Source organism: Microbacterium kribbense (assembly GCF_039537285.1).
GTDB classification, from domain to species: domain Bacteria; phylum Actinomycetota; class Actinomycetes; order Actinomycetales; family Microbacteriaceae; genus Microbacterium; species Microbacterium kribbense.
This window is the reverse complement of the sequence record NZ_BAABAF010000002.1, coordinates 223,497-243,128: the sequence shown is the minus strand read 5'-3', so window position 1 is coordinate 243,128 and position 19,632 is coordinate 223,497. Positions and strand designations below refer to the sequence as shown.

Here is a 19,632-nt window from a genome sequence, read left to right as displayed (position 1 = left end):
CCGCGCCCGCGTCGGCGCCCCGCGCCGCTGACCGACCCGCGCCTCCTGGGCGGTCAGCGACGGGCAGCGGCAGTCAGGGGGTTCCCCTGGCGCGGTACTCGCCGGGGGTCATGCCGGTCTGCGCTTTGAACACCCGGGTGAAGCCGGACGGATCCTCGAAGCCCCACCGTGCCCCGATCGAGGCGACGGGCCGGGTCCTCAACGCGGGATCGAGCAGGTCGGCCCGGCACCGCTGGATCCGGCGCTGCCGGATCCAGCCGCTGGGCGTGACGTCCTGCTCGGCGAACAGCTTCTGCAGGTACCGAATCGACACGTGCTGCGAGAGCGCGACGTCGTCGACGGTCAGGCAGGGGTCGCACAGGTGCTCGTCGATCCATGCGGTCGCCGCGGCGACGACCGTGGATGCACCCGGCACTCTGCCCGTGTCGCTGAACCGCTGGCTGAGCGTCGCACCGACCAGGTCCACGATGGCATCGACCGCACGAGGCGTCGGATCGGCCCCTCCCGCACACATCTGCGCCCCCAGCTGCGTCAGCAGCGACGACGTCAGCGACCCCAGTCCGCGACGCCCGGATATCCGTTCTGCCGTCAACTCCCGCACCTGTCCGGGCAGCAGACCCAGCCGATCCCGTGGGATCACGAGGATGAACATCTGGTAGAGATCGGGCACGTGCAGCGTATACGGCCTCGTCGTGTCATAGATCGCGAGGTCCCCGGGGGTCAAGGCAGCCTCGCGCCCGTCTTGGCACAGCACGCAGTACCCGCGCAGCTGCAACCCGAACTTGTACACTCCGGGGTCGGACAGGGCGATGGACGCACGGTCGCGCCAGACAGTGACCGGAGAACCACCGACCTCTGTGGCCATGACGGCACCCAGGTCCTGCGAGCGGAGGAGGCCCTGGTACCCACCCGTGCACCGCGCCTCCACCTGCAACGGGACATACGCCGCATCCACCGCCTCACGCCACGCGTCGAACCGGTCCGAAGGATCGATCGCTGCCGTGTCGAAGACCTGCACATCCTGCCCGATCACGCTCATCGCCGAGCCTCCTCGCCCGCCGCACCCGACCGACCCCCCCTCGGTGCCAGGCGCTGGTACCCAGTTCACCACATCATGGACGGATTGCGCACCGAAAAGGGCGCGCTGTGGACACGGCTGGGCGCCCCACGCCGATGCCCACAATGCGCACGCGGACGACGATGTTCCCAACACAGGACACAAGGGAGTACCTATTCCCCACCCGACGTGCACCGGCACGGCCGCCGACACCAACGCAGACGGCCACCCGAACCGGCGCACATTCCCCGCTCCGGTGCCACCGCGTCCGTACACCGTCGTCCGCGACCGCTCCGAGCACACTCCGAAGGAGACGCCATGACCACTCTGCTGGAAGACATCCAGGCCCCCGCCGGTAGCGGTCGCCCGATCACAGACCCGGCCACGGGAGAGGAGATCGGTCGCACGCCGACGGCGACGGTCGACGACCTGGACAAGGCCATCGCGGCGGCTCGGGCCGCCCAACCCGGCTGGACCGCCCTCGGCGACGCCACACGCGTCGAACTCATGAACAAGGCCGCCGACGCCATCGAGCAGTACGCCGAAGAACTCGCCGTGCTCTTGTCCCGCGAACAGGGCAAACCCCTGAACGGCCCGAACGCCCGATTCGAGGTCGGCGCATGCGTCGCGTGGCTGCGTGCGGCCACTGTGCCCGACGTCTCTCCGCAGATCGTGATCGACGACGGCGAGACGCGTGCCGAGGTCCACTATCAGCCCCTGGGCGTGGTCGGCGCCATCGGTCCGTGGAACTGGCCGATGATGATCGCCATCTGGCAGATCGCCCCGAACCTGCGGATGGGCAACACGATCGTCGTCAAACCCAGCGAGTTCACCCCGCTGTCGGTCCTCGGCCTGGTGCACGTGCTGAACACGGCGCTCCCCGACGGCGTCCTCATCGCCGTGGCAGGGGGCCGCGACGTCGGCGAAGCCATGGCCGCCCACACCGGCATCGACAAGATCATGTTCACGGGATCGATCCCGACCGGTCAGGCGATCATCCGTTCCTCGGCCGACACAGTCAAACGGGTCACCATGGAGCTGGGAGGCAATGACGCCGGGATCGTGCTGGATGACGCCGACCCAGCGGAGATCGCCCAGAAACTGTTCTGGGGCGCCTTCATCAACACCGGCCAGACCTGCGCCGCGCTGAAGCGGCTGTATGTGCCGGACGGGCTGTACGACGCCGTCTGCGACGAGCTCACCGAGGTCGCCCGCGCCGTCCCGATGGGGGTGGGCCTGTCCGAGGAGAACCTGCTGGGCCCCGTGCAGAACCGCAAGCAGTACGACATCGTCTCCTCTCTCGTGGAGGACGCCCGCACCTCCGGCGCCCGCATCCTCGTGGGCGGTGACCCCGATCCGGACGCCGCCGGCAATTTCTATCCGACGACCCTGGTCGCCGACATCGACAACGACAACCCCCTGGTCGCCAAGGAGCAGTTCGGACCGGCTCTCCCCATCATCCGCTACACGAACCTCGAGCAGGCCATCGAGTGGGCCAACGGACTGGATGTCGGCCTCGGCGCTTCCGTGTGGTCCTCCTCACCGAAGCGGGCGCGCGACGTCGCGCTGCGGCTGCACGCGGGCACCGTGTGGGTCAACGAGCACGGGACCATCGACCCCCGCGTTCCGTTCGGCGGAGCGAAGGGGTCCGGCTACGGTGTTGAGTTCGGGCGCGAGGGCCTGCTCGAGTGCGCACAGGCCGTCTCCGTCAAGGGTCCGGCGGGATCGTTCACCGAGGAGGAATCATGAGTGCCGTCAACCCCCCAGCCGCCGACCTCTCCGCCGTGGGATCCGCCCGGCAGGAGCGCCTGCACGGCACTCTGGGCGTCGCGGGTATCGTCTTCATGGTCGTCGCGGCCTCTTCTCCGCTGACCGTGGTGGGCGGGGGTGTCCCGGTCGCCCTGGCCATCGGCAACGGCCCCGGTGTTCCCGCCGCATACCTGCTGGTGGCGGTCATCCTCCTGCTGTTCTCCGTGGGATACAGCCTGATGAGCCGACACGTCACGAACACCGGTGCGTTCTACTCGTACATCACCCGCGGCATCAGCAAGCCGGCCGGACTGGGCGCCGCCTTCGTCGCGCTCGTCTCATACACGACGATCCAACTGGCCGTGTACGGACTGTTCGGCGCGACACTGTCGGGTCTGCTGGCCTCGTGGGGCGTGCCGAACATCCCCTGGTGGCTGTGCGCCGTGGCCGCCCTGGCCGTGGTCGCTGTGCTCGGCTACCGCAACATCGACCTCAGCGTGAAGGTGCTGGGCGTGCTGATGCTGTGCGAAGTGGCGATCATCACGATCGTGTGCGTGGCAGTGCTGGCCCGGGGCGGGGCTGACGGCGTCTCCCTCACCTCGTTCACCCCGTCCGCGTTCTTCAGCGGCAGTCCGGGCATCGGCGTCATGTTCGCCATCGCCTCGTTCATGGGCTTCGAGGCCACCGCGATCTACAGCGAAGAGGCACGCGACGCCAAGCGCACCGTCCCCATCGCCACCTACGTCGCGGTGATCCTGATCGGCGTGTTCTACGCGTTCGCCTCCTGGGCGATGGTCATCGCGTACGGTTCCGGCAAGGTCGTGGCCGCCGCACAGGAGAACACGGCCGGTCTGACGTTCGCCACCGCGCAGACGTACGTGGGCACGTGGGCCGAAGTCACCATGAACATCCTGATGGTGACAAGCCTGTTCGCCGTGCTGCTGGCCTTCCACAACGCGATCGCCCGGTACCTGTTCTCGCTGGGCCGGGAGCATGTGGTCTCGGAGCGCTTCGGCCGTTCGCACACCAAGTACGGATCCCCGCACTTCGGATCGCTGACCCAGACCGTGTCGGCCCTGATCATCATCGCGATCTTCGCGCTGGCGGGTCTGGACCCCGTCGCGGCCGTGTTCGCGTGGATGTCGGGCCTTGCGACCCTCGGCCTGATCGCCCTGATGGCGCTGACCTCGGCCGGCGTGATCGTCTTCTTCCGCCGAAGCCGCCTGGACACCAGACCCTGGAACACCGTCATCGCCCCCGCACTGGGTCTGGCGGGCCTTCTCTTCCTCCTGGTGCTGGTCGTATGGAACTTCACGACGCTGATCGGTGGGTCGATGGGTCTGGCGATCACGTTCGAGGCGATCATCGTGGTGGCCTTCGTGCTCGGGTACGTCCTGGCCGCCCGATGGAAGACCTCACGACCCGACACTTACGCACAGCTGGGAAGCTTCACGGGCTGACACCCGACGAAAGGACTGCACATCATGACCGCCTCCGACACACCGGCGTCCACCGTCGTCGCACAGACGCACCCGCTGGATCGCCTGACTGAGACGGAGATCGAAGCCGCCCGCCAGATCCTCGTCGATGTGGGACTGGTCACCGACGACACGCGATTCGCCTACCTCGGCCTCGACGAGCCCGACAAACAGGACGTCCTCGCCTTCGATCCCGCAAGCCCCCCAGACCGTCGAGTACGTGCATTCCTCGTCGACCTTCCCTCGAGCCGTACCCAGGACGTCGTGGCGTCATTGACGACCCGACGGATCGTCCGAGAACGAACACTTGGCGAGAACGACGGGCAGCCGCCCGTGCTGTTGGATGACTTCGAGAGCGTCGACGACATCGTCAAGGCCGACCCGCGGTGGCGTGAGGCCATCGCGCGGCGCGGTGTGACCGACGTCGATCTCGTGTGCACGTGTCCCCTCTCGGCGGGCACCTACGGCATCCCGGGTGAAGAAGGGCGGCGGATGCTGCGGGTGCTGTCGTTCCTGCAGCACCGCAAGGAGGACCACCCCTGGGCGCATCCGATCGACGGCGTCGTCGCCTACATCGACCTGACTCGCAAGACCGTCATCGAGGTCATCGACGACACCGTCATGCCCATCCCCGACGAGGAGGGCAACTTCGACGACCCCGAAGCCACCGGCCCGGCGCGCACCTCGCTGCGCCCCATCCACATCACCCAACCCGAAGGCCCTTCGTTCCGGGTCGACGGCAACGTCGTGGAGTGGGAGAACTGGCGGTTCCGGGTCGGCTTCGACGCCCGCGAGGGGCTCGTGCTGCACCAGTTGTCGTTCGACGACCGCGGTCGCCGCCGGCCGATCATCTATCGGGCCTCGGTCGCCGAGATGGTCGTCCCCTACGGCGACCCGAGCCCGGTGCGGTTCTGGCAGAACTACTTCGACGCCGGTGAATACCTCATGGGCAAGTGGACCAACTCGCTCGTCCTGGGCTGCGACTGCCTCGGCGAGATCCACTACTTCGACGGGTGGGTCGCCGATGACAACGGCCATCCACAGCAGATCGCGAACGCCATCTGCCTGCACGAAGAGGACTTCGGCGTGCTGTGGAAGCACACCGACATCTACACCGGTTCCGCCGAGACCCGCCGTGCGCGGCGGCTGGTGATCTCGTTCTTCATCACCGTGGGCAACTACGACTACGGCTTCTACTGGTACCTGTATCTGGACGGCACCATCCAGCTGGAGTGCAAGGCCACCGGCATCCTGTTCACCTCCGCATACCCGGGTGACGGGTATCCGTGGGCGAGCCAGGTCGCGCCGGGTCTGGGAGCGCCCTACCATCAGCATCTGTTCAGCGCGCGCCTGGACATGATGGTCGACGGTGTCGAGAACGCCGTCGATGAGCTCGACGCCGTCCGGGTGCCCGCAGGGCCCGACAACCCGTACGGCAACGCGTTCACGCGACGTGCGACACGCCTGCATCGGGAGTCCGAGGGGCAGCGCCTGGCCGACAAGGCCGCGGGCCGCGTCTGGCAGATCGGCAGCTCCGAGTCCGTCAACCGGGTTGGCCGGCCCACCTCGTATGTCCTGTATCCGCAGGGCGAGCCCCTGCTGATGGCCGATGATGAGGCATCCATCGCCCGCCGGGCCCGGTTCGCGACGAAGGACCTGTGGGTGACCCGCTACGCGCCGGACGAGCGCTACGCGGCGGGCGACTTCGTCAATCAGCAGCCGGGGCTCGTGGGCCTGCCCGCGTTCGCCGCACAGGACCGCGACATCGACGGTCAGGACATCGTCGTGTGGCACACGTTCGGGCTCGCACACTTCCCCCGACCGGAGGACTGGCCGATCATGCCCGTGGATACCTGCGGCTTCACCCTGAAGCCCAACGGGTTCTTCGACCGCAACCCCACCCTCGACGTGCCCGCCTCGCCCGAGCAGCACGCCGGGCATGGCGAGCACGGTGGCCATGACGCACAGTGTGCGCACTGCTGATCGATGCCGATCGCTGCGGAGAACGGCTGAGCATCACTGATCGGTGATGCCGATGACGAGGAGACGATGATGTGATGCCCTTCAGGAGGCCGGCATCGATCCCGCATCCACGTCTCTGAAGGTCGCGGTGCTGGGGGCCGAGCCCTGGACCACTCAGCTGCGCGATCAGATCGAGCAGCGCTTGAACATCGATGCCGTCGACATTTACGGCCTCAGCGAGGTCATGGGGCCGGGGGTGGCCAACGAATGCGTGGAGACCAAGGACGGCCCGCACATCTGGGAGGACCACTTCCTGCCCGAGACCATCGACAGCACCACCGGTGCCCCCATGGCCGACGGCGAACTGGGCGAGCTGGTGTTCACATCCCTGACCAAAGAGGCCTTCCCCGTCATCCGCTACCGCACCCACGACCTCACCCGGCTGCTGCCTGGCACCGCCCGCCCCGGCATGCGCAGGATGCAGAAGGTCACCGGTCGCGATGACGACATGATCATCCTGCGCGGCGTGAACCTGTTCCCGACCCAGATCGAAGAGCTCGTGCTGGGCATCGAGGCCCTCACCCCGCACTTCATCCTCGAGCTCACCAAGAACGGGCACCTGGATGCGATGACGATCCGGATCGAGCGCGACCCCGCCCTGGACGTCGGGGTGTGCGAAGCGGCCGCCGTCGTCCTCAAGCAGCGCGTGAAGGGACGTATCGGCACCACCGTCGACATCCATCTCGAAGAACCCGGCAGCCTCCCCCGCAGCCAGGGCAAGTACCAGCGCGTCTACGACCTGCGCTGACACCACGCCGCCTCACCGATCCGCGCGTGAGCGACGCAGGCCCGGCACATGACCGGTGCCCGAACGGACGGCGCGCTGGGTCTGTGGGTTCTGACCGAGGCGGTGTGCGGCTGGGAGCGCGCCGGGATGCCGGTGCTGGCCGGCCCGGTCGAGGCGACGGCCCTGGGCAACATCCTGGTGCAAGCGCGTGCGGCCGGGTTCGTCTCGGGCTCGCTGGAATCGCTGCGCGACCTCGTCGCCCGCACGCACGCGCCGCGCCGGTTCGATCCTCGAAGTTGAGACCCGTGATCACGGGCTACCCCTCGATCGGCCACTCGGCGATCGACTACCGGCCAATCGGCTCGAGGCGCACCAGCCGCGGCGGACCCGCGAACAGGCCCGCCAGTCCGGGCACCGCCCCCGCCGGACTCGCCCGGAAGTCGCGGTACGCCTGCTCGGCCTGCCATGAGTCCCATTCCTCATAGAGCAGCCACGATGCGGGGTCATCGCGATCGACAAGCCAGTCCAGCCGCACGCATCCGTCGAAAGCGCGGGATGTCTCCAGCATCGCCTCGAACGCCGGCTTCGCCTCCGCGAGCCGATCAGCGTCGACCCGGAACTCCACGATCGCCACGTGTGCCATCAGTTCTCCCCTCCAGGCTGCTGACGTGTGGCCGCTGCTGCACCACCGCTGTCTCGCGGCCGTGCGCCCAGCCAACCACCACCACCCGGATCTGATCGGCATCCCTGCCGCCCTGCGGAAGCGAGCAAGCGCGAACTCCCGGCGCGCGACGCGCTCGAGGACATAGGCTCGGGATCGTGAGCGGGTCGATGAGGCTGCGCGCGGCCATGGCCGGAATCGCCGCGGTCGTGCTCGGCGCGGGCGTCGGCGAGCTGACCGCCGCCGCGTTCGCGCCCTCGTCGAGCCCCGTGACGGTCGTCGGCGGCGCACTCATCGATGTCGCCCCCGGATGGGCGAAAGAGACGGCGATCAGACTGTTCGGTGCGGCCGACAAGATGGCGCTCGTGGTCGGGATCGTGATCGTGCTGCTCGCGATCGCGGCGGGCATCGGCATCCTCGAGTCGTGGACGCCGAGCATCGGCGCGGTCCTGTGCGGGGCGCTCGGTGTCGCCGGCATCGTCGCGGCCGTGACGCGGGCCGATGCCGGGGGCCTGGCCTGGGCGCCCTCGGCCGTCGCCGGCGGCCTCGCCGCGTTCACGATCGGGCCGCTGGTGCGCCGAGCCGGCGGGGCGATGGCGGCGCACGGCGCACGAACGGCCGCCACACGCCCGACTGACGACCGCCCTGTGCGAGACCGTCCGGCCGAGCCTTCGCGGCGGCGCTTCTTCGCCTGGACGGCGGCGACCGCACTGGTCGGCGTGGCCGCCGCCGCGGGCGGCGCGCTGCTGCAGACCGGCACCCGCGCGGCCGGCGCGGCCCGCGCCGCACTGCGCCTGCCCACACCGGCTGCACCTGCCGCACCCATCCCCGCCGCGGCAGCGCTGCACATCCCCGGGCTCGCACCGCTGATCACGCCGAACGGGCAGTTCTACCGTGTCGACACGGCCCTGCTGGTGCCGCAGGTCGATCCCGGATCGTGGTCGCTGCGCATCCACGGCATGGTCGACCATCCGCTCACGCTGACCTGGACCGAGCTGTTGGCGCTCCCGCTCGAAGAGAGCTACACGACGCTCGCCTGCGTCTCCAACGAGGTCGGCGGCAGCCTGATCGGCACCGCGAAGTGGCTCGGCTATCCGATCCGCCACCTGCTCGCCCAGGCCCGTCCTCGCGCCGGTGCCGACATGGTGCTGTCGAGGTCGGTGGACGGGTTCACCGCATCCACCCCGCTGGAGGTGCTCACCGACGATCGCCACGCGATCCTCGCGGTCGGCATGAACGACGCGCCGCTGCCGATGGTGCACGGCTTTCCGGTGCGGATGGTGGTGCCGGGGCTGTACGGCTACGTCTCGGCGACGAAGTGGGTGGTCGATCTGGAGGTCACCCGGTTCGACCGGGCCACCGCATACTGGACGACCCAGGGGTGGGCGCCGCGTGGCCCGATCAAGCTGGAATCGCGCATCGACGTGCCTCGCACCGGCACCGTGCACGCCGGCGAATCCGTGATCGCCGGCGTCGCGTGGCAGCAGCACACCGGTGTCGCGAAGGTCGAGGTCTCGGTCGACGGCGGCCCGTGGGTCGCGGCGCAGCTGGCCCCGGCGATCTCGGCCGACACCTGGGTGCAGTGGCACCTGCCGTGGTATGCCGACCACGGCGATCACGTCATCCGCTGCCGCGCCACCAGCGCCTCCGGCGAGGTGCAGACCTCACGACAGGCATCGCCGGTGCCCGACGGTGCATCGGGCTGGCCCGAGACCACGGTGCACGTGGCGTGAAGCCGATCGCGGATCCCGCGTCGACGCCGAGTAGCCGCCGGGTGCCCGCCGCGCGAGCACCCGGCGAGGCGTTCAGCCCTCCAGCACGAGCTTGAGCTGCTCGATCGCCCAGTCCAGCTCGGTGGCGCGAATGGTCAGCGGCGGCGCGATCCGGATGGTCTGACCGTGGGTGTCCTTGACCAGCACGCCGCGCGCCAGCAGCTTCAGCGCGATCTCGCGCCCCGTGCCCAGCGCCGGCTCGATGTCGACGCCGGCCCACAGGCCCGCCGCGCGCACCTCGGTGACGCCGTGGCCGATCAGCTCGTCCAGCCGTGTCTTCAGGTGCTCGCCGAGGGTCGCGGCGCGCTTTTGGAACTCGCCGGTCTGCAGCAGCTGCACGACGCGGAGTCCGACGGCCGCGGCGACCGGGTTGCCGCCGAACGTCGAGCCGTGCTCGCCGGGTGCGAACACACCCAGCACGTCGCGGTCGCCGGCCACGGCCGACACCGGCAGGATGCCGCCGCCCAGCGCCTTGCCCAGCAGGTACAGGTCGGGCACGACGTCTTCGCGATCGCACGCGAACGTGGTGCCGGTGCGGCCCAGGCCCGACTGGATCTCGTCGGCGACCATCAGCACGTTGTTCTTCGTGCACAGCTCGCGCACGGCCCGCAGGTAGCCGGCCGGCGGGATGATCACACCGGCCTCGCCCTGGATCGGCTCGATCAGCACGGCCGCGGTGTTCTCGTCGATGGCTGCCTCGATGGCCGCGGCATCCCCATACGGCACCGAGATGAACCCGGGCGTGAACGGCCCGAACCCGTCGCGCGCGGTCGCATCGTCGCTGAAGCCGACGATCGTCGTGGTGCGGCCGTGGAAGTTGCCCTTCGCGACGATGATGGTCGCGGCATCCGCCGGCACGCCCTTGACCCGGTACGCCCACGCGCGCGCCGTCTTGATGCCGGTCTCGACGGCCTCGGCGCCGGTGTTCATCGGCAGCACCAGATCCTTGCCGCACAGCTGCGCGAGCGCCGTGGCGAAGGCGCCGAGCTGGTCGTTGTGGAACGCCCGGCTGGTCAGCGTGAGCCGCCCGATCTGGTCGACGGCGGCCTTGACCAGGTCGGGATGCCGGTGCCCGAAGTTCAGCGCCGAATAGGCCGAGAGCAGGTCGAGATAGCGCTTGCCCTCGACGTCGGTCACCCATACGCCCTCGCCGGTGGCCACGACCACCGGCAGCGGCTCGTAGTTGTGCGCGAGATGCTCATCCTCGTCGTGGATGATGCGCACCGCTTCGGTGTCCAGACTCGTCGCCATGCTCATGACCGACCTCCTCGCAGTTCCAGCGTGCAGCACTTGATGCCGCCCCCGCCGAGCAGCAGCTCGGACAGGTCGACGTGCACCGGGTGGTATCCGCGCTCGCGCAGCAGTGCGTCGAAGCCGGTCGCGCGCGGTGAGATGAAGACGTTGCGGCCGTCGCTGGCCGCATTGATGCCGAACACGGCGCCGTCGGCTTCGGGCACGACGATCGCGTCGGGGTAGCGCTCGGCGAGCACCGCGCGGCTGGCATCGTCGAACGCCGAGGGCAGATAGGCGATGTTGGCCTTCTCCACACCGCCGGGGCCCTGCACCGGATCGAGCACGCAGATCGCGGTGTCGAGGTGGTAGAAGCTCGGGTTCACCAGTTTGAGCGAGACGACCTCGCGGCCGAAGACCTTGGCGATCTCGGCGTGGCTGGCGACGTCGGAGCGGAATCCGTAGCCGGCCAGAATGGTCTCCCCCACCAGCAGGATGTCGCCCTCGCCCTCCTGGATCGCGGTCGGCCGGACGACGTCGAAGCCGTTGGCGGCGAACCAGTCCATGAACGGCTGCTCTTCGCCGCGGCGCTGCGCGACGCTGAAGCGCACGCCCAGCGCGGTGCCGTCGATGATGAACCCGCCGTTGGCCGTGTAGACCATGTCGGGCAGACCCTCGACCGGGTCGATCAGCTCGACCTCATGGCCCAGCGCCAGGTACGTGTCGTACAGCGTCTGCCACTGCTGCACGGCCTTGGCGGTGTCCGTGGGCACGGCCTGATGCATCCACGGGTTGATCTCATAGCTGACCGTGAAGTAGCCCGGTCGGCACATCAGGTACCGACGGTGCTGCTGGATGCGGTCGGATGTCACGGCCGGTGCGGTCGCGGGCGCTGCGGCCTCGCGGGCAGCGGTGTTCTGCAGGGACAATTTCGCTCCTCACTGAGTGTGGATGGCGGACGCTGTCCTCGGGCTCGGCGGCACTTCAACTCACGTGGTGGGCGAGGAAGAGGCGACACGAGCACGCCTGGTTTCATTATCCCACCGGCCGCCCCGTTCATGCTCAGCAGACGGTCAGTTCATGGCAAGCGGGTCGATGCGACGCCCCGATCGGTGACCGGCGAGCACAGTGGCCGCACCCGCAGCGTCGCGATCTCGAACGGACGCAGCGTCAGCCGGGCGACCCCGTCGCGCACCGGCACGGTCTCACCCGGCCGCTCGAGCAGGTCGGCGCGCACGACCTCGCCCGCCGGCAGGGTGAGGGATGCCGCCGCCCGACCGCCGCGGGATTCATAGACCCGCACGACCAGGTCACCGGACCGATCGTCGGCGAGCTTGACCGCGCTGACGATGACGGCCGGGTTCGCCGAGACCACCAGCGGCGCGACCTCGGCCCCGGATGCGACCTGCACGGGTGCGGTCAGGCGCGACGCAGCCTCCGTCGCGCCGGCGGCATCCGTGCCCACCACCAGGCCGAAGCGCATCCGCTGGGCGCCCTGGTCGGTGCGCGGATCGGGGTAGCGCGGCGCGCGCAGCATCGAGAACCGCGCCAGCTGCACGATGCGGCCGTCGTGCGGGATGCGGGTCGCGTCGAACCCGTAGCTGCAGTCGTTCAGGAACGCGACCCCGAACCCGGGCTCTTCCAGCAGGAACCAGCGCTGGGTGTGCTGCTCGAAGCGCGCCGTGTCCCACGACGTGTTCTGGTGGATGGGCCGACGGTGGTGGCCGAACTGCGTCTCGGCGACGACCTCGTCGGTGAAGACATCCACCGCGAAGGCGAGCTTGAGGAACTTCTCGCTCTCGTGCCAGTCCACGTCGTTGTCGATGATCAGCGTGCGGCCCTCGTCGTCCAGCGTCAGCCGCTGCGCGATGCGGGAGCTGCCGAACGTGGTGCGCACCACGATCGCGTCGCCGTCGATCGCGACCTCGCCGCCGCCGAGGTCGGTGCGCATGCCCCGGTAGTGCGCGTCGACATCCCACGCGTCCCACTTGTTCGGAAGGTCCTGGTGCAGCTGCAGCTGGTTGCCGACGAGTCCGGCCGGAATCGCCTCGCGCCCGGTGGCCCGGTCGACCGTCGACACGACGTGCCCGCTCGCGTCGACGACCACGCGCACGGCGTCCGATTCCAGGACGAAGGATGCCCCCTCCGACCGCGCGCTGCGGGAGGCCGCCGCGTGGCCGACCCCGACCGAACCGGCCGGCACTCCGCACTGGGCGACGGCGGCGGGATTGACCAGCACCTGCCGGGCCCCGGCCTCCGACCCCACCCCGAGGGCGGCGAGCGCGGCGGCGATCAGCTCGCGCAGCGCCGCGGCGAGTCGTCCGTAGCGCTCCCGCGCCTCGCGGTGCACCCACGCGATCGACGAACCCGGCACGATGTCGTGGAACTGCAGCAGCAGCACCTCGCGCCACACCGCATCGAGCGCGTCGTAGGGGTACGGGTGCCCGGCGCGCACGGCCGCGGTCGCCGACCACAGCTCGGCGGCGCGCAGCAGCGCTTCGGCCAGCCGGTTGCCGGCCTTCATCGCATGTTGGCTGGTGTAGGTGCCGCGATGCAGCTCGAGGTACAGCTCGCCGCGCCACACCGGCGGGTCGGGCAGCTCGGCCTTTGCGCGGGCGAAGAAGTCGTCCGGCCGCATCCACTGCACGCGCGGGCTGCCCTCGAGGTCCGCGAGGCGCTGCGCGCGGGCGAGCATCTCACGGGTCGCTCCCCCGCCGCCGTCGCCGAATCCGGTCGGTGCGAGCGACCAGGATGCGACCGCCCGCTCGGTGAACTGCCGCACGGCGCGGGCCAGCTCCGCGCCGGTCAGCTCGGCGGAATAGGTGTCCATCGGCGGGAAGTGCGTGAAGATGCGGGTGCCGTCGATGCCCTCCCACCAGAACGTGTGGTGCGGAAAGCGGTTGGTCTGGTTCCACGACATCTTCTGGGTGAGGAACCACTCGAATCCGGCGCCGGCGAGGATCTGCGGCAGTGCACCGGAGTAGCCGAAGCTGTCGGGCAGCCACGCGCCGCGGCACTCGATGTCGAACTCCTCGCGGAAGAACCGCTGCCCGTAGGCGATCTGCCGGATGAGCGATTCGCCGCCGGGCAGCACGGCATCCGATTCGACCCACATGCCCCCGACCGGGACGAAGCGGCCGTCGGCGACCGCCTGCTTCACCCGCGCGAACACCTCGGGTCGCTCGTCGCGCAGCCAGGCGTACTGCTGCGCGCTGCTCATGGCATAGATGAATTCGGGATGCTCGTCGAGCAGGCGGGTCTGCGATGCCGCGGTGCGGGCAACCTTGCGGACCGTCTCGCGCAGCGGCCACAGCCATGCCGAGTCGATGTGCGCATGGCCGACGGCCGCGATGCGCTGCGCGCTGGCGTCGGCGGGGGCCGCCAGCACGTCGGCGAGCGCGGCGCGACCGGCGCCGGCCGTGCCGGCGACGTCCTGCAGGTCGATCCGGTCCAGTGCCTCGTCGAGGGCGTGCAGGATGCGAGCACGGCGGGTCGAGGCATCCGGCAGCTCGACGGCCAGCTGCAGCAGCACCTCGACATCGCCGGCGAGCTCGAACACCTCCGCCTCGAACACGCAGACCTCGGCGCGCGCCAGCCGGTACAGCGGCTCGTCGCCGGCCGTGTCCCACTCGCCCTGCGCGGTGGGCCGGAACGGGTGCTCGCCCAGCAGCACCGGGTTCGCGGCGGCCTCGATGAAGAACTCGATCGGGTCGCCGGCATCCGCCTCGATCGGCACCCACTGCGCGCGCGGATGCAGTGAGCGCACCACGGTGCCGTCGGCGCGGTACACCAGCCCCTCGCACTGGAACCCGGGCATGCTGTCGTCGAAGCCCAGGTCGATCACGGCTTCGACACGGCGCCCGGCGGCGGATGCCGGCACCCGGCCGGTGACCCGGAACCAGGTGGTGTCCCACGCGCGACCCCAGCGGGTGCCCACGGCGACCGGGTCGAACGGCCCGGCCAGGCCGGCCGCGACCCGGATCGGCTCGCCGCCGACGGTGTGCGCGGCCAGCTGCAGCGGGTGCGGATCGGAGTCGATCGCGGGGCGCAGCCGCTCGTGCAGCACCCGCGTCGCGCGGCCGATCGTGAGCGCAGGGTCAGCGGGCATGGTTCCTCCCGGCGGCGGGCACACTCGTCTCGCGCACCACGAGCACGCTGGGAATGGCGGGCTCCGGATGCTCGGGGTCGCCGTCCAGCGCCGCCAGCAGCACGCGCGCGCTGCGGCGCCCCTGCACCTCGGGGTGGCGCGCCAGGGCCGTGATCGACGGCACCGAGATGTCGCACAGCATCGAGTCGTCCCAGCTCACCAGCGCGATCTGCTCGCGGCCGGCCGCCCGCAGCGACCTCAGGATGCCCAGCGCCATGACGTCGTTCGAGCTGATCACGGCGGTGGGTGCCCCCCAGTCGCGCAGCCGATCGACGACCAGCTGCTCGGCGCCGGCACGCGTGTAGTCGCCTTCGACGAAGCTCACCTTGACGCCGAGCTCGGCGGCCTCGGCGGCCACGGCGCCTCGCCGCTCGATCTCGTGGGTCAGCATCAGCGGGCCCGTGACGTGCAGGATGTCGACGTGGCCGAGAGCAGCCAGGTGGTCGACCAGCAGCCGGGCCTCGGTCAGCAGATCCTCCACGACCTGCCTGCCGGTGGCGGGATCGATGCGCAGTCCGTGCATGACGAACGGCATCCCCAGTGCACGCAGCAGGTCCGGCCGGGGGTCATCGATGAGCCGGTCCAGCACGATGACGCCGTCCACCCGCCGCTCCGCGCTCCACTGCCGGTACACGTCCAGGTCGTGGCCGGGCTCCGTGCCGACCATCCGCAGCATCAGCGACTGACCCGCCTCGGCCAGCGCCGACTCGACGCCGCTGAGCAGGTTCATGTAGTACGGCTCCTGGCCCAGCAGCTCGGGGTCGCGTCGCAGCACCATGCCGATCGTGTCGGTGCGCGAGCGGGACAGCGCACGCGCCGACGAGCTCGGGTGCCAGTCCAGCTCCCGTGCCAGCTCCCGCACCCGGGTGCGGGTGGCGGCGCCGACGCCGGGTCGATCGTTGAGCGCATACGACACCGAGGCGGCAGAGATGCCCAGCCGCCGCGCGATCTCGTGGATCGTCACGCGCGCTGCGCCGTGCTCGGCTCCGTTCACGCCCCTACTCTTCCACGGCCCTCACCGTATCGCGCGCACCGTCGCGCCGTACCCCGCCAGCGCCACGACCGGGCTCGGCACCCCGTCGAGGCCGACCAGGGCACCGTCCGCGCAGGTGGCCGGCACCTGCACGGGCTGCGGATGCTGGCTCACGAACACCGCGAACCGCCGGCCGTCCGCGTGCTCGAGCACGTCGACGAACACAGCCGGGTCATCCAGCGCCACCGGTCGGCGGACGCCGGCGAGTGCAGCCAGCGCGTCATACAGCCGCCAGGTCTCCTCGGGGTTCACCCGCCCCCGGCGGGCGGCGAGGTACTCCAGCGGATACGTGCCCAGCACCGCCCAGCCGGCCCCGTGCCGGCGGCCGACCAGGGCCGGCCGGCCCTGCGCGTCGACGGCCAGCACCTGCCCGTCGGTGACGACGACGGGCAGATAGGCGCGGCCGTCGGGCGTTCCCGCCGCCCGCACCCGCAGCCGGTCGCCCGGCTGCAGGGTGCCCAGCGCCGCCGTCATGGTCAGCTCCACGACCTCGTCCTCGATCGGCTCGACGAGCCCGTAGGCGCTGTCGATGCGCGCGCCGAACAGCTCGGCCGTGTCGGTCCACCAGGGCCCGCGCTGCTCGGGCGCCTCGCCGGCGCAGTACGACGCGTACACGACCGCGCCCGACGCGGCCAGGCTGCGCAGCTGCCGCCAGGTCGGTCCGCACAGTTGCTTGACCGACGGCACCAGGTAGAGGCGATACCCCTCGCGCACTCCGCCGTCGGCGTGCTCGCGCTCGATCGCCACCGGCAGGTGCGCCGCGTGCGCGGCCGCATACGCCTGTTCGCTGACGTCGACGATGACCGTGCGCTCGGCCTGCTGCGTGAACGGGTAGTCCTCGGCAAGGTGCGACGGCACCACCAGTGCGGCGCCGGCCGGTGCGCGGTGCAGGCCGCCGGCATCCATTGCCTCAAGGTCGGCGGCGAACCGTGCCAGCTCGCGCAGTGCGGGCTTGGGTGCGCCGGTGGAGTCGGTGATGCCGAAGTGCATCTCGAACGGGTGATGCGAGTACGGGCGCTGGTGCGCCAGGTCGTCGAAGTCGGTGTTGTTCCAGGCGATCCACCCGGTCACCCCGGCCAGCAGCGTGTTGTACAGCTGCTGGCGGTAGTAGGTCGCGGCGCCCTCGGCCGAGACGTAGGCGTCGGTGACCCCGAACTCCTCGAGCACGACCGGGCGCTGCCCGACGTGACAGAGCTCGGCGATGAACGCGGCCTTCAGGTGCTGACGGATCGGATCGGTCTCCATCCGATACACGTGCGGCCCGATGAACTGCACCAGCGGGGCGAGGTCGCGGATGCGATAGCCGCTGTCGTGGCCGGTGGTCTCGACACCCCAGGCGCCGTCGCCGACCGAGACCGGCTGGGTGGCGCCGGCGGCGCGGATCGCGTCGATGAGGATCTGCGCCCACGCGGCGATCACCTCGTGGGGCGCTTCGCCGCCGTAGATCGGCACCTCATTGCTGAGCAGCCACCCGGCCACCGCCGGGTGGCGGTGGAACCGGGCCGTCAGCTCGCGCACGTACCAGGCCTGGCGTGCGACGAACCAGACGTCGCGGTAGAGGTCGCGGCCGGCCCGCCAGACCGGGTCCCAGTTCTCGCCCGACATGTGCCCGACGATGAAGGTGGGCACCGTCGTCATGCCCGCCTCGCGGTGCGCGTCGAGGAAGTCGGCGAAGTGCGCCAGGCACGCCTCGTCGAGTCGGTCCGGCTCGGGCTGGAAGTCGGGCCAGTAGAAGAACGACCGGGTCATCGTCAGGCCGTGCTCGGCGAGCACGCGCAGCTCGCGGCGCACCAGCGCCGGGTCGTAGTGGGTCCACATCCGCGGCCCGCCCGACCGCGACCAGAAGTTCGCGCCCAGCCACGGCTGCCCGGCGCCGGGCAGAAAGCTCATCGGCCGGGCGAGCGCGGCGCCGGTCACTTCACCGCCCCCGCGGTCAGCCCCGCGACGAAGCTGCGCTGGAGGGCCAGGAACGCGATGACGACGGGCACGCTGACCACCAGCGAGGCCGCCATGATCTGGTTCCAGTACACGTTGACCTGGGTGGAGTACTGCTGCAGCCCGATCGCCAGGGTCTGCGTGGACCCGTTGGTCAGCACCGAGGCGAACAGCAGCTCGCCCCAGCTGGTCATGAAGCTGTAGATGCCCACCGCGGCCAGCCCCGGCCGGGCCGCCGGCAGCAGCACGTACCACAGCGCACCCATCGCGCCGGTGCCGTCGACCTTGGCGGCCTCGTCGAGGTCGCGCGGGATGCCGTCGAAGTACCCCGCGAGCATCCAGATCGAGAACGGCAGCGAGAAGGTGAGGTAGGTGATCACCAGACCGGTGCGCGTGCCGACCAGCGGAACGCCGGTCAGCTGCGTCACGTTGATGAAGATCAGGAACAGCGGCAGCAGGAACAGGATGCCGGGGAACATCTGCGTCGACAGCACCGTCGTGGTGAACACGCTGCGGCCGCGGAAGCGCCACCGCGAGACGGCATAGGCGGCGAACACGGCGATCACCAGGCTGATGGCGGTGGCCGCCGTGCACACGATCAGGCTGTTGAGGAAGTACTGCGCCAGCGGAACCGTGTTCCAGATGTCGATGTACGGCTGCAGCGTGATGTGCTTCGGCCACCACGTGAAGCTGTCCAGCACATCGCCCAGGGGCTTGACCGACGAGGTGATCATCACCCATATCGGGAAGAGGGTGAACAGGGAGAGGACGACGATGGTGACGATGCGGAACACCCGCGTCCCGTGTGTCTCACGCACGCTTGGACCTCCGGTTCACGAAGAGCAGATACGCGGCCGTCACGATCATCAGGAAGACCAGCAGCATGACCGACATCGCCGAGCCGTAGCCGAAGTTGAAGGTGAGGAAGGACGCGTTGTAGATGTGGAATGAGATCAGGTCGCCCGCGGGTGGCTGCGCGGTCTTGCCGAACAGCACGAACGGCGTGTTGAAGTCGTTGAAGGTCCACAGGAACATCACCAGGACCAGAACCACGTTGACCGGCCGCAGCATCGGCAGCGTGATGCTGCGCCATTGCCGCAGCGGCTTGGCGCCGTCGACGGCGGATGCCTCATACAGATCTTCGGGCACGGATTGCAGTCCCGCCATCAGCATCAGGAACGCGAACGGCCACAGCCGCCAGATGGCGACGATCACCAGCGCCCAGAACGCGTTGCCGCCGATCAGCCAGAACGGCTTGTCGCCGGGCAGCCCGAGCGTGTCGAACAGCAGATGGTTCAGCGCACCGGTGTCCTTCTGGAACATGAACTTCCACGCGATGATGCCGGCATAGATCGGGATCGCATACGGGATCAGGAACACGGTGCGAAACAGCCCGCGTCCGCGGAACGGGCGCTGCAGTGCGACGGCGGCGGCCATGCCCAGCCCCCAGGCGATGGCCACGACCAGCAGCGTGTAGGCGCAGGTGACCAGAAACGAGTGCAGCAGCGCCTGCCCGACCACCCCGTTCAGATCCAGCGTCGCGCGGTAGTTGCCGAAACCGAGGAACGGCGCCTCGCTCCAGTTGCGCAGATACTGCTGGGTGAGCTTGACCAGGCTGATCCAGATGCCGGTGACCATCGGGATGAGGTGCACGAGCAGCTCGAACACGATCGCCGGCACCAGCAGCACGTACGGCAGCCACCAGCGCACCCGCCGTTCGCGTCCGCGGGGCGGCGGCGGGGCCGCGTGCCGCGTCACCGACGCGGTCACTGACTCAGATGCGGTCGCAGACACCACTGTCCTCCCTCGAAAACCGGGCTC

General features: G+C 69.9%; 14 protein-coding genes and 1 pseudogene. 6 read left to right on the top strand and 9 right to left on the bottom strand.

The features are described 5' to 3' along the window. Positions 1 to 73: 73 nt before the first annotated feature. A complete protein-coding gene (locus ABD705_RS04250) occupies positions 74 to 1,039 on the bottom strand; it encodes an AraC-like ligand-binding domain-containing protein (protein ID WP_344780888.1) in 966 nt (321 codons plus the stop codon). A gap of 336 nt (positions 1,040 to 1,375) precedes the next feature. Between ABD705_RS04250 and ABD705_RS04245 the strand changes: the two genes are divergently transcribed. From ABD705_RS04245 to ABD705_RS04225, 5 genes and pseudogenes are all read left to right on the top strand, one after another. Further along, on the top strand, positions 1,376 to 2,806 hold the full coding sequence (locus ABD705_RS04245) for an aldehyde dehydrogenase family protein (RefSeq protein ID WP_344780886.1): 1,431 nt from the start codon (positions 1,376 to 1,378) through the stop codon (positions 2,804 to 2,806). Further along, a complete protein-coding gene (locus ABD705_RS04240) occupies positions 2,803 to 4,266 on the top strand; it encodes an APC family permease (protein ID WP_344780884.1) in 1,464 nt (487 codons plus the stop codon). The genes ABD705_RS04245 and ABD705_RS04240 overlap by 4 nt, the downstream gene beginning before the upstream one ends. Positions 4,267 to 4,290: 24 nt before the next feature. Further along, positions 4,291 to 6,267 (top strand): primary-amine oxidase, encoded by a 1,977-nt coding sequence (locus ABD705_RS04235; RefSeq protein WP_344780882.1) that lies wholly within the window; start codon positions 4,291 to 4,293, stop codon positions 6,265 to 6,267. Positions 6,268 to 6,394: 127 nt separating this feature from the next. Continuing rightward, positions 6,395 to 7,054 (top strand): phenylacetate--CoA ligase, encoded by a 660-nt coding sequence (locus ABD705_RS04230; protein WP_344780880.1) that lies wholly within the window; start codon positions 6,395 to 6,397, stop codon positions 7,052 to 7,054. Between the two features lie 114 nt (positions 7,055 to 7,168). After that, positions 7,169 to 7,333: pseudogene (locus ABD705_RS04225) on the top strand (rhamnulokinase); the annotation flags it as partial. Between the two features lie 46 nt (positions 7,334 to 7,379). Here the strand turns inward: ABD705_RS04225 and ABD705_RS04220 are convergent. After that, positions 7,380 to 7,676 carry a putative quinol monooxygenase gene (locus tag ABD705_RS04220; protein WP_344780878.1) on the bottom strand — a complete coding sequence of 99 codons (297 nt, stop codon included), beginning with the start codon at positions 7,674 to 7,676 and terminating at the stop codon, positions 7,380 to 7,382. A gap of 188 nt (positions 7,677 to 7,864) precedes the next feature. Here ABD705_RS04220 and ABD705_RS04215 point away from each other — a divergent pair, with 188 nt between their 5' ends. Continuing rightward, positions 7,865 to 9,427, top strand: a complete 1,563-nt coding sequence (locus tag ABD705_RS04215; protein WP_425562026.1) for a molybdopterin-dependent oxidoreductase — start codon at positions 7,865 to 7,867, stop codon at positions 9,425 to 9,427. Positions 9,428 to 9,499: 72 nt separating this feature from the next. Here the strand turns inward: ABD705_RS04215 and rocD are convergent, their stop codons facing one another. The 7 genes from rocD to ABD705_RS04180 form a co-directional block, all read right to left on the bottom strand. Continuing rightward, positions 9,500 to 10,723 carry an ornithine--oxo-acid transaminase gene (gene rocD, locus ABD705_RS04210; RefSeq protein WP_344780873.1) on the bottom strand — a complete coding sequence of 408 codons (1,224 nt, stop codon included), beginning with the start codon at positions 10,721 to 10,723 and terminating at the stop codon, positions 9,500 to 9,502. Beyond that, positions 10,720 to 11,619 carry a dimethylargininase gene (gene ddaH / locus ABD705_RS04205; protein WP_344780999.1) on the bottom strand — a complete coding sequence of 300 codons (900 nt, stop codon included), beginning with the start codon at positions 11,617 to 11,619 and terminating at the stop codon, positions 10,720 to 10,722. Before ddaH ends, rocD begins: the two co-directional genes overlap by 4 nt. Before the next feature lie 155 nt (positions 11,620 to 11,774). Further along, positions 11,775 to 14,804 (bottom strand): alpha-mannosidase, encoded by a 3,030-nt coding sequence (locus ABD705_RS04200; RefSeq protein ID WP_344780870.1) that lies wholly within the window; start codon positions 14,802 to 14,804, stop codon positions 11,775 to 11,777. After that, positions 14,794 to 15,837, bottom strand: a complete 1,044-nt coding sequence (locus tag ABD705_RS04195) for a LacI family DNA-binding transcriptional regulator (protein ID WP_344780868.1) — start codon at positions 15,835 to 15,837, stop codon at positions 14,794 to 14,796. The genes ABD705_RS04200 and ABD705_RS04195 overlap by 11 nt, the downstream gene beginning before the upstream one ends. 21 nt (positions 15,838 to 15,858) lie before the next feature. Beyond that, the gene (locus ABD705_RS04190; RefSeq protein ID WP_344780866.1) at positions 15,859 to 17,793 is read right to left on the bottom strand and encodes a cellulase family glycosylhydrolase; all 1,935 of its coding nucleotides are present in this window, start codon (positions 17,791 to 17,793) and stop codon (positions 15,859 to 15,861) included. Next, positions 17,790 to 18,629, bottom strand: coding sequence for a carbohydrate ABC transporter permease (locus tag ABD705_RS04185; RefSeq protein ID WP_344780864.1), 840 nt, complete (start codon positions 18,627 to 18,629; stop codon positions 17,790 to 17,792). The genes ABD705_RS04190 and ABD705_RS04185 overlap by 4 nt, the downstream gene beginning before the upstream one ends. Continuing rightward, complete coding sequence (locus ABD705_RS04180) at positions 18,622 to 19,581, bottom strand: carbohydrate ABC transporter permease (protein ID WP_344780862.1); 960 nt, start codon at positions 19,579 to 19,581, stop codon at positions 18,622 to 18,624. Before ABD705_RS04180 ends, ABD705_RS04185 begins: the two co-directional genes overlap by 8 nt. Positions 19,582 to 19,632 lie beyond the last annotated feature (51 nt).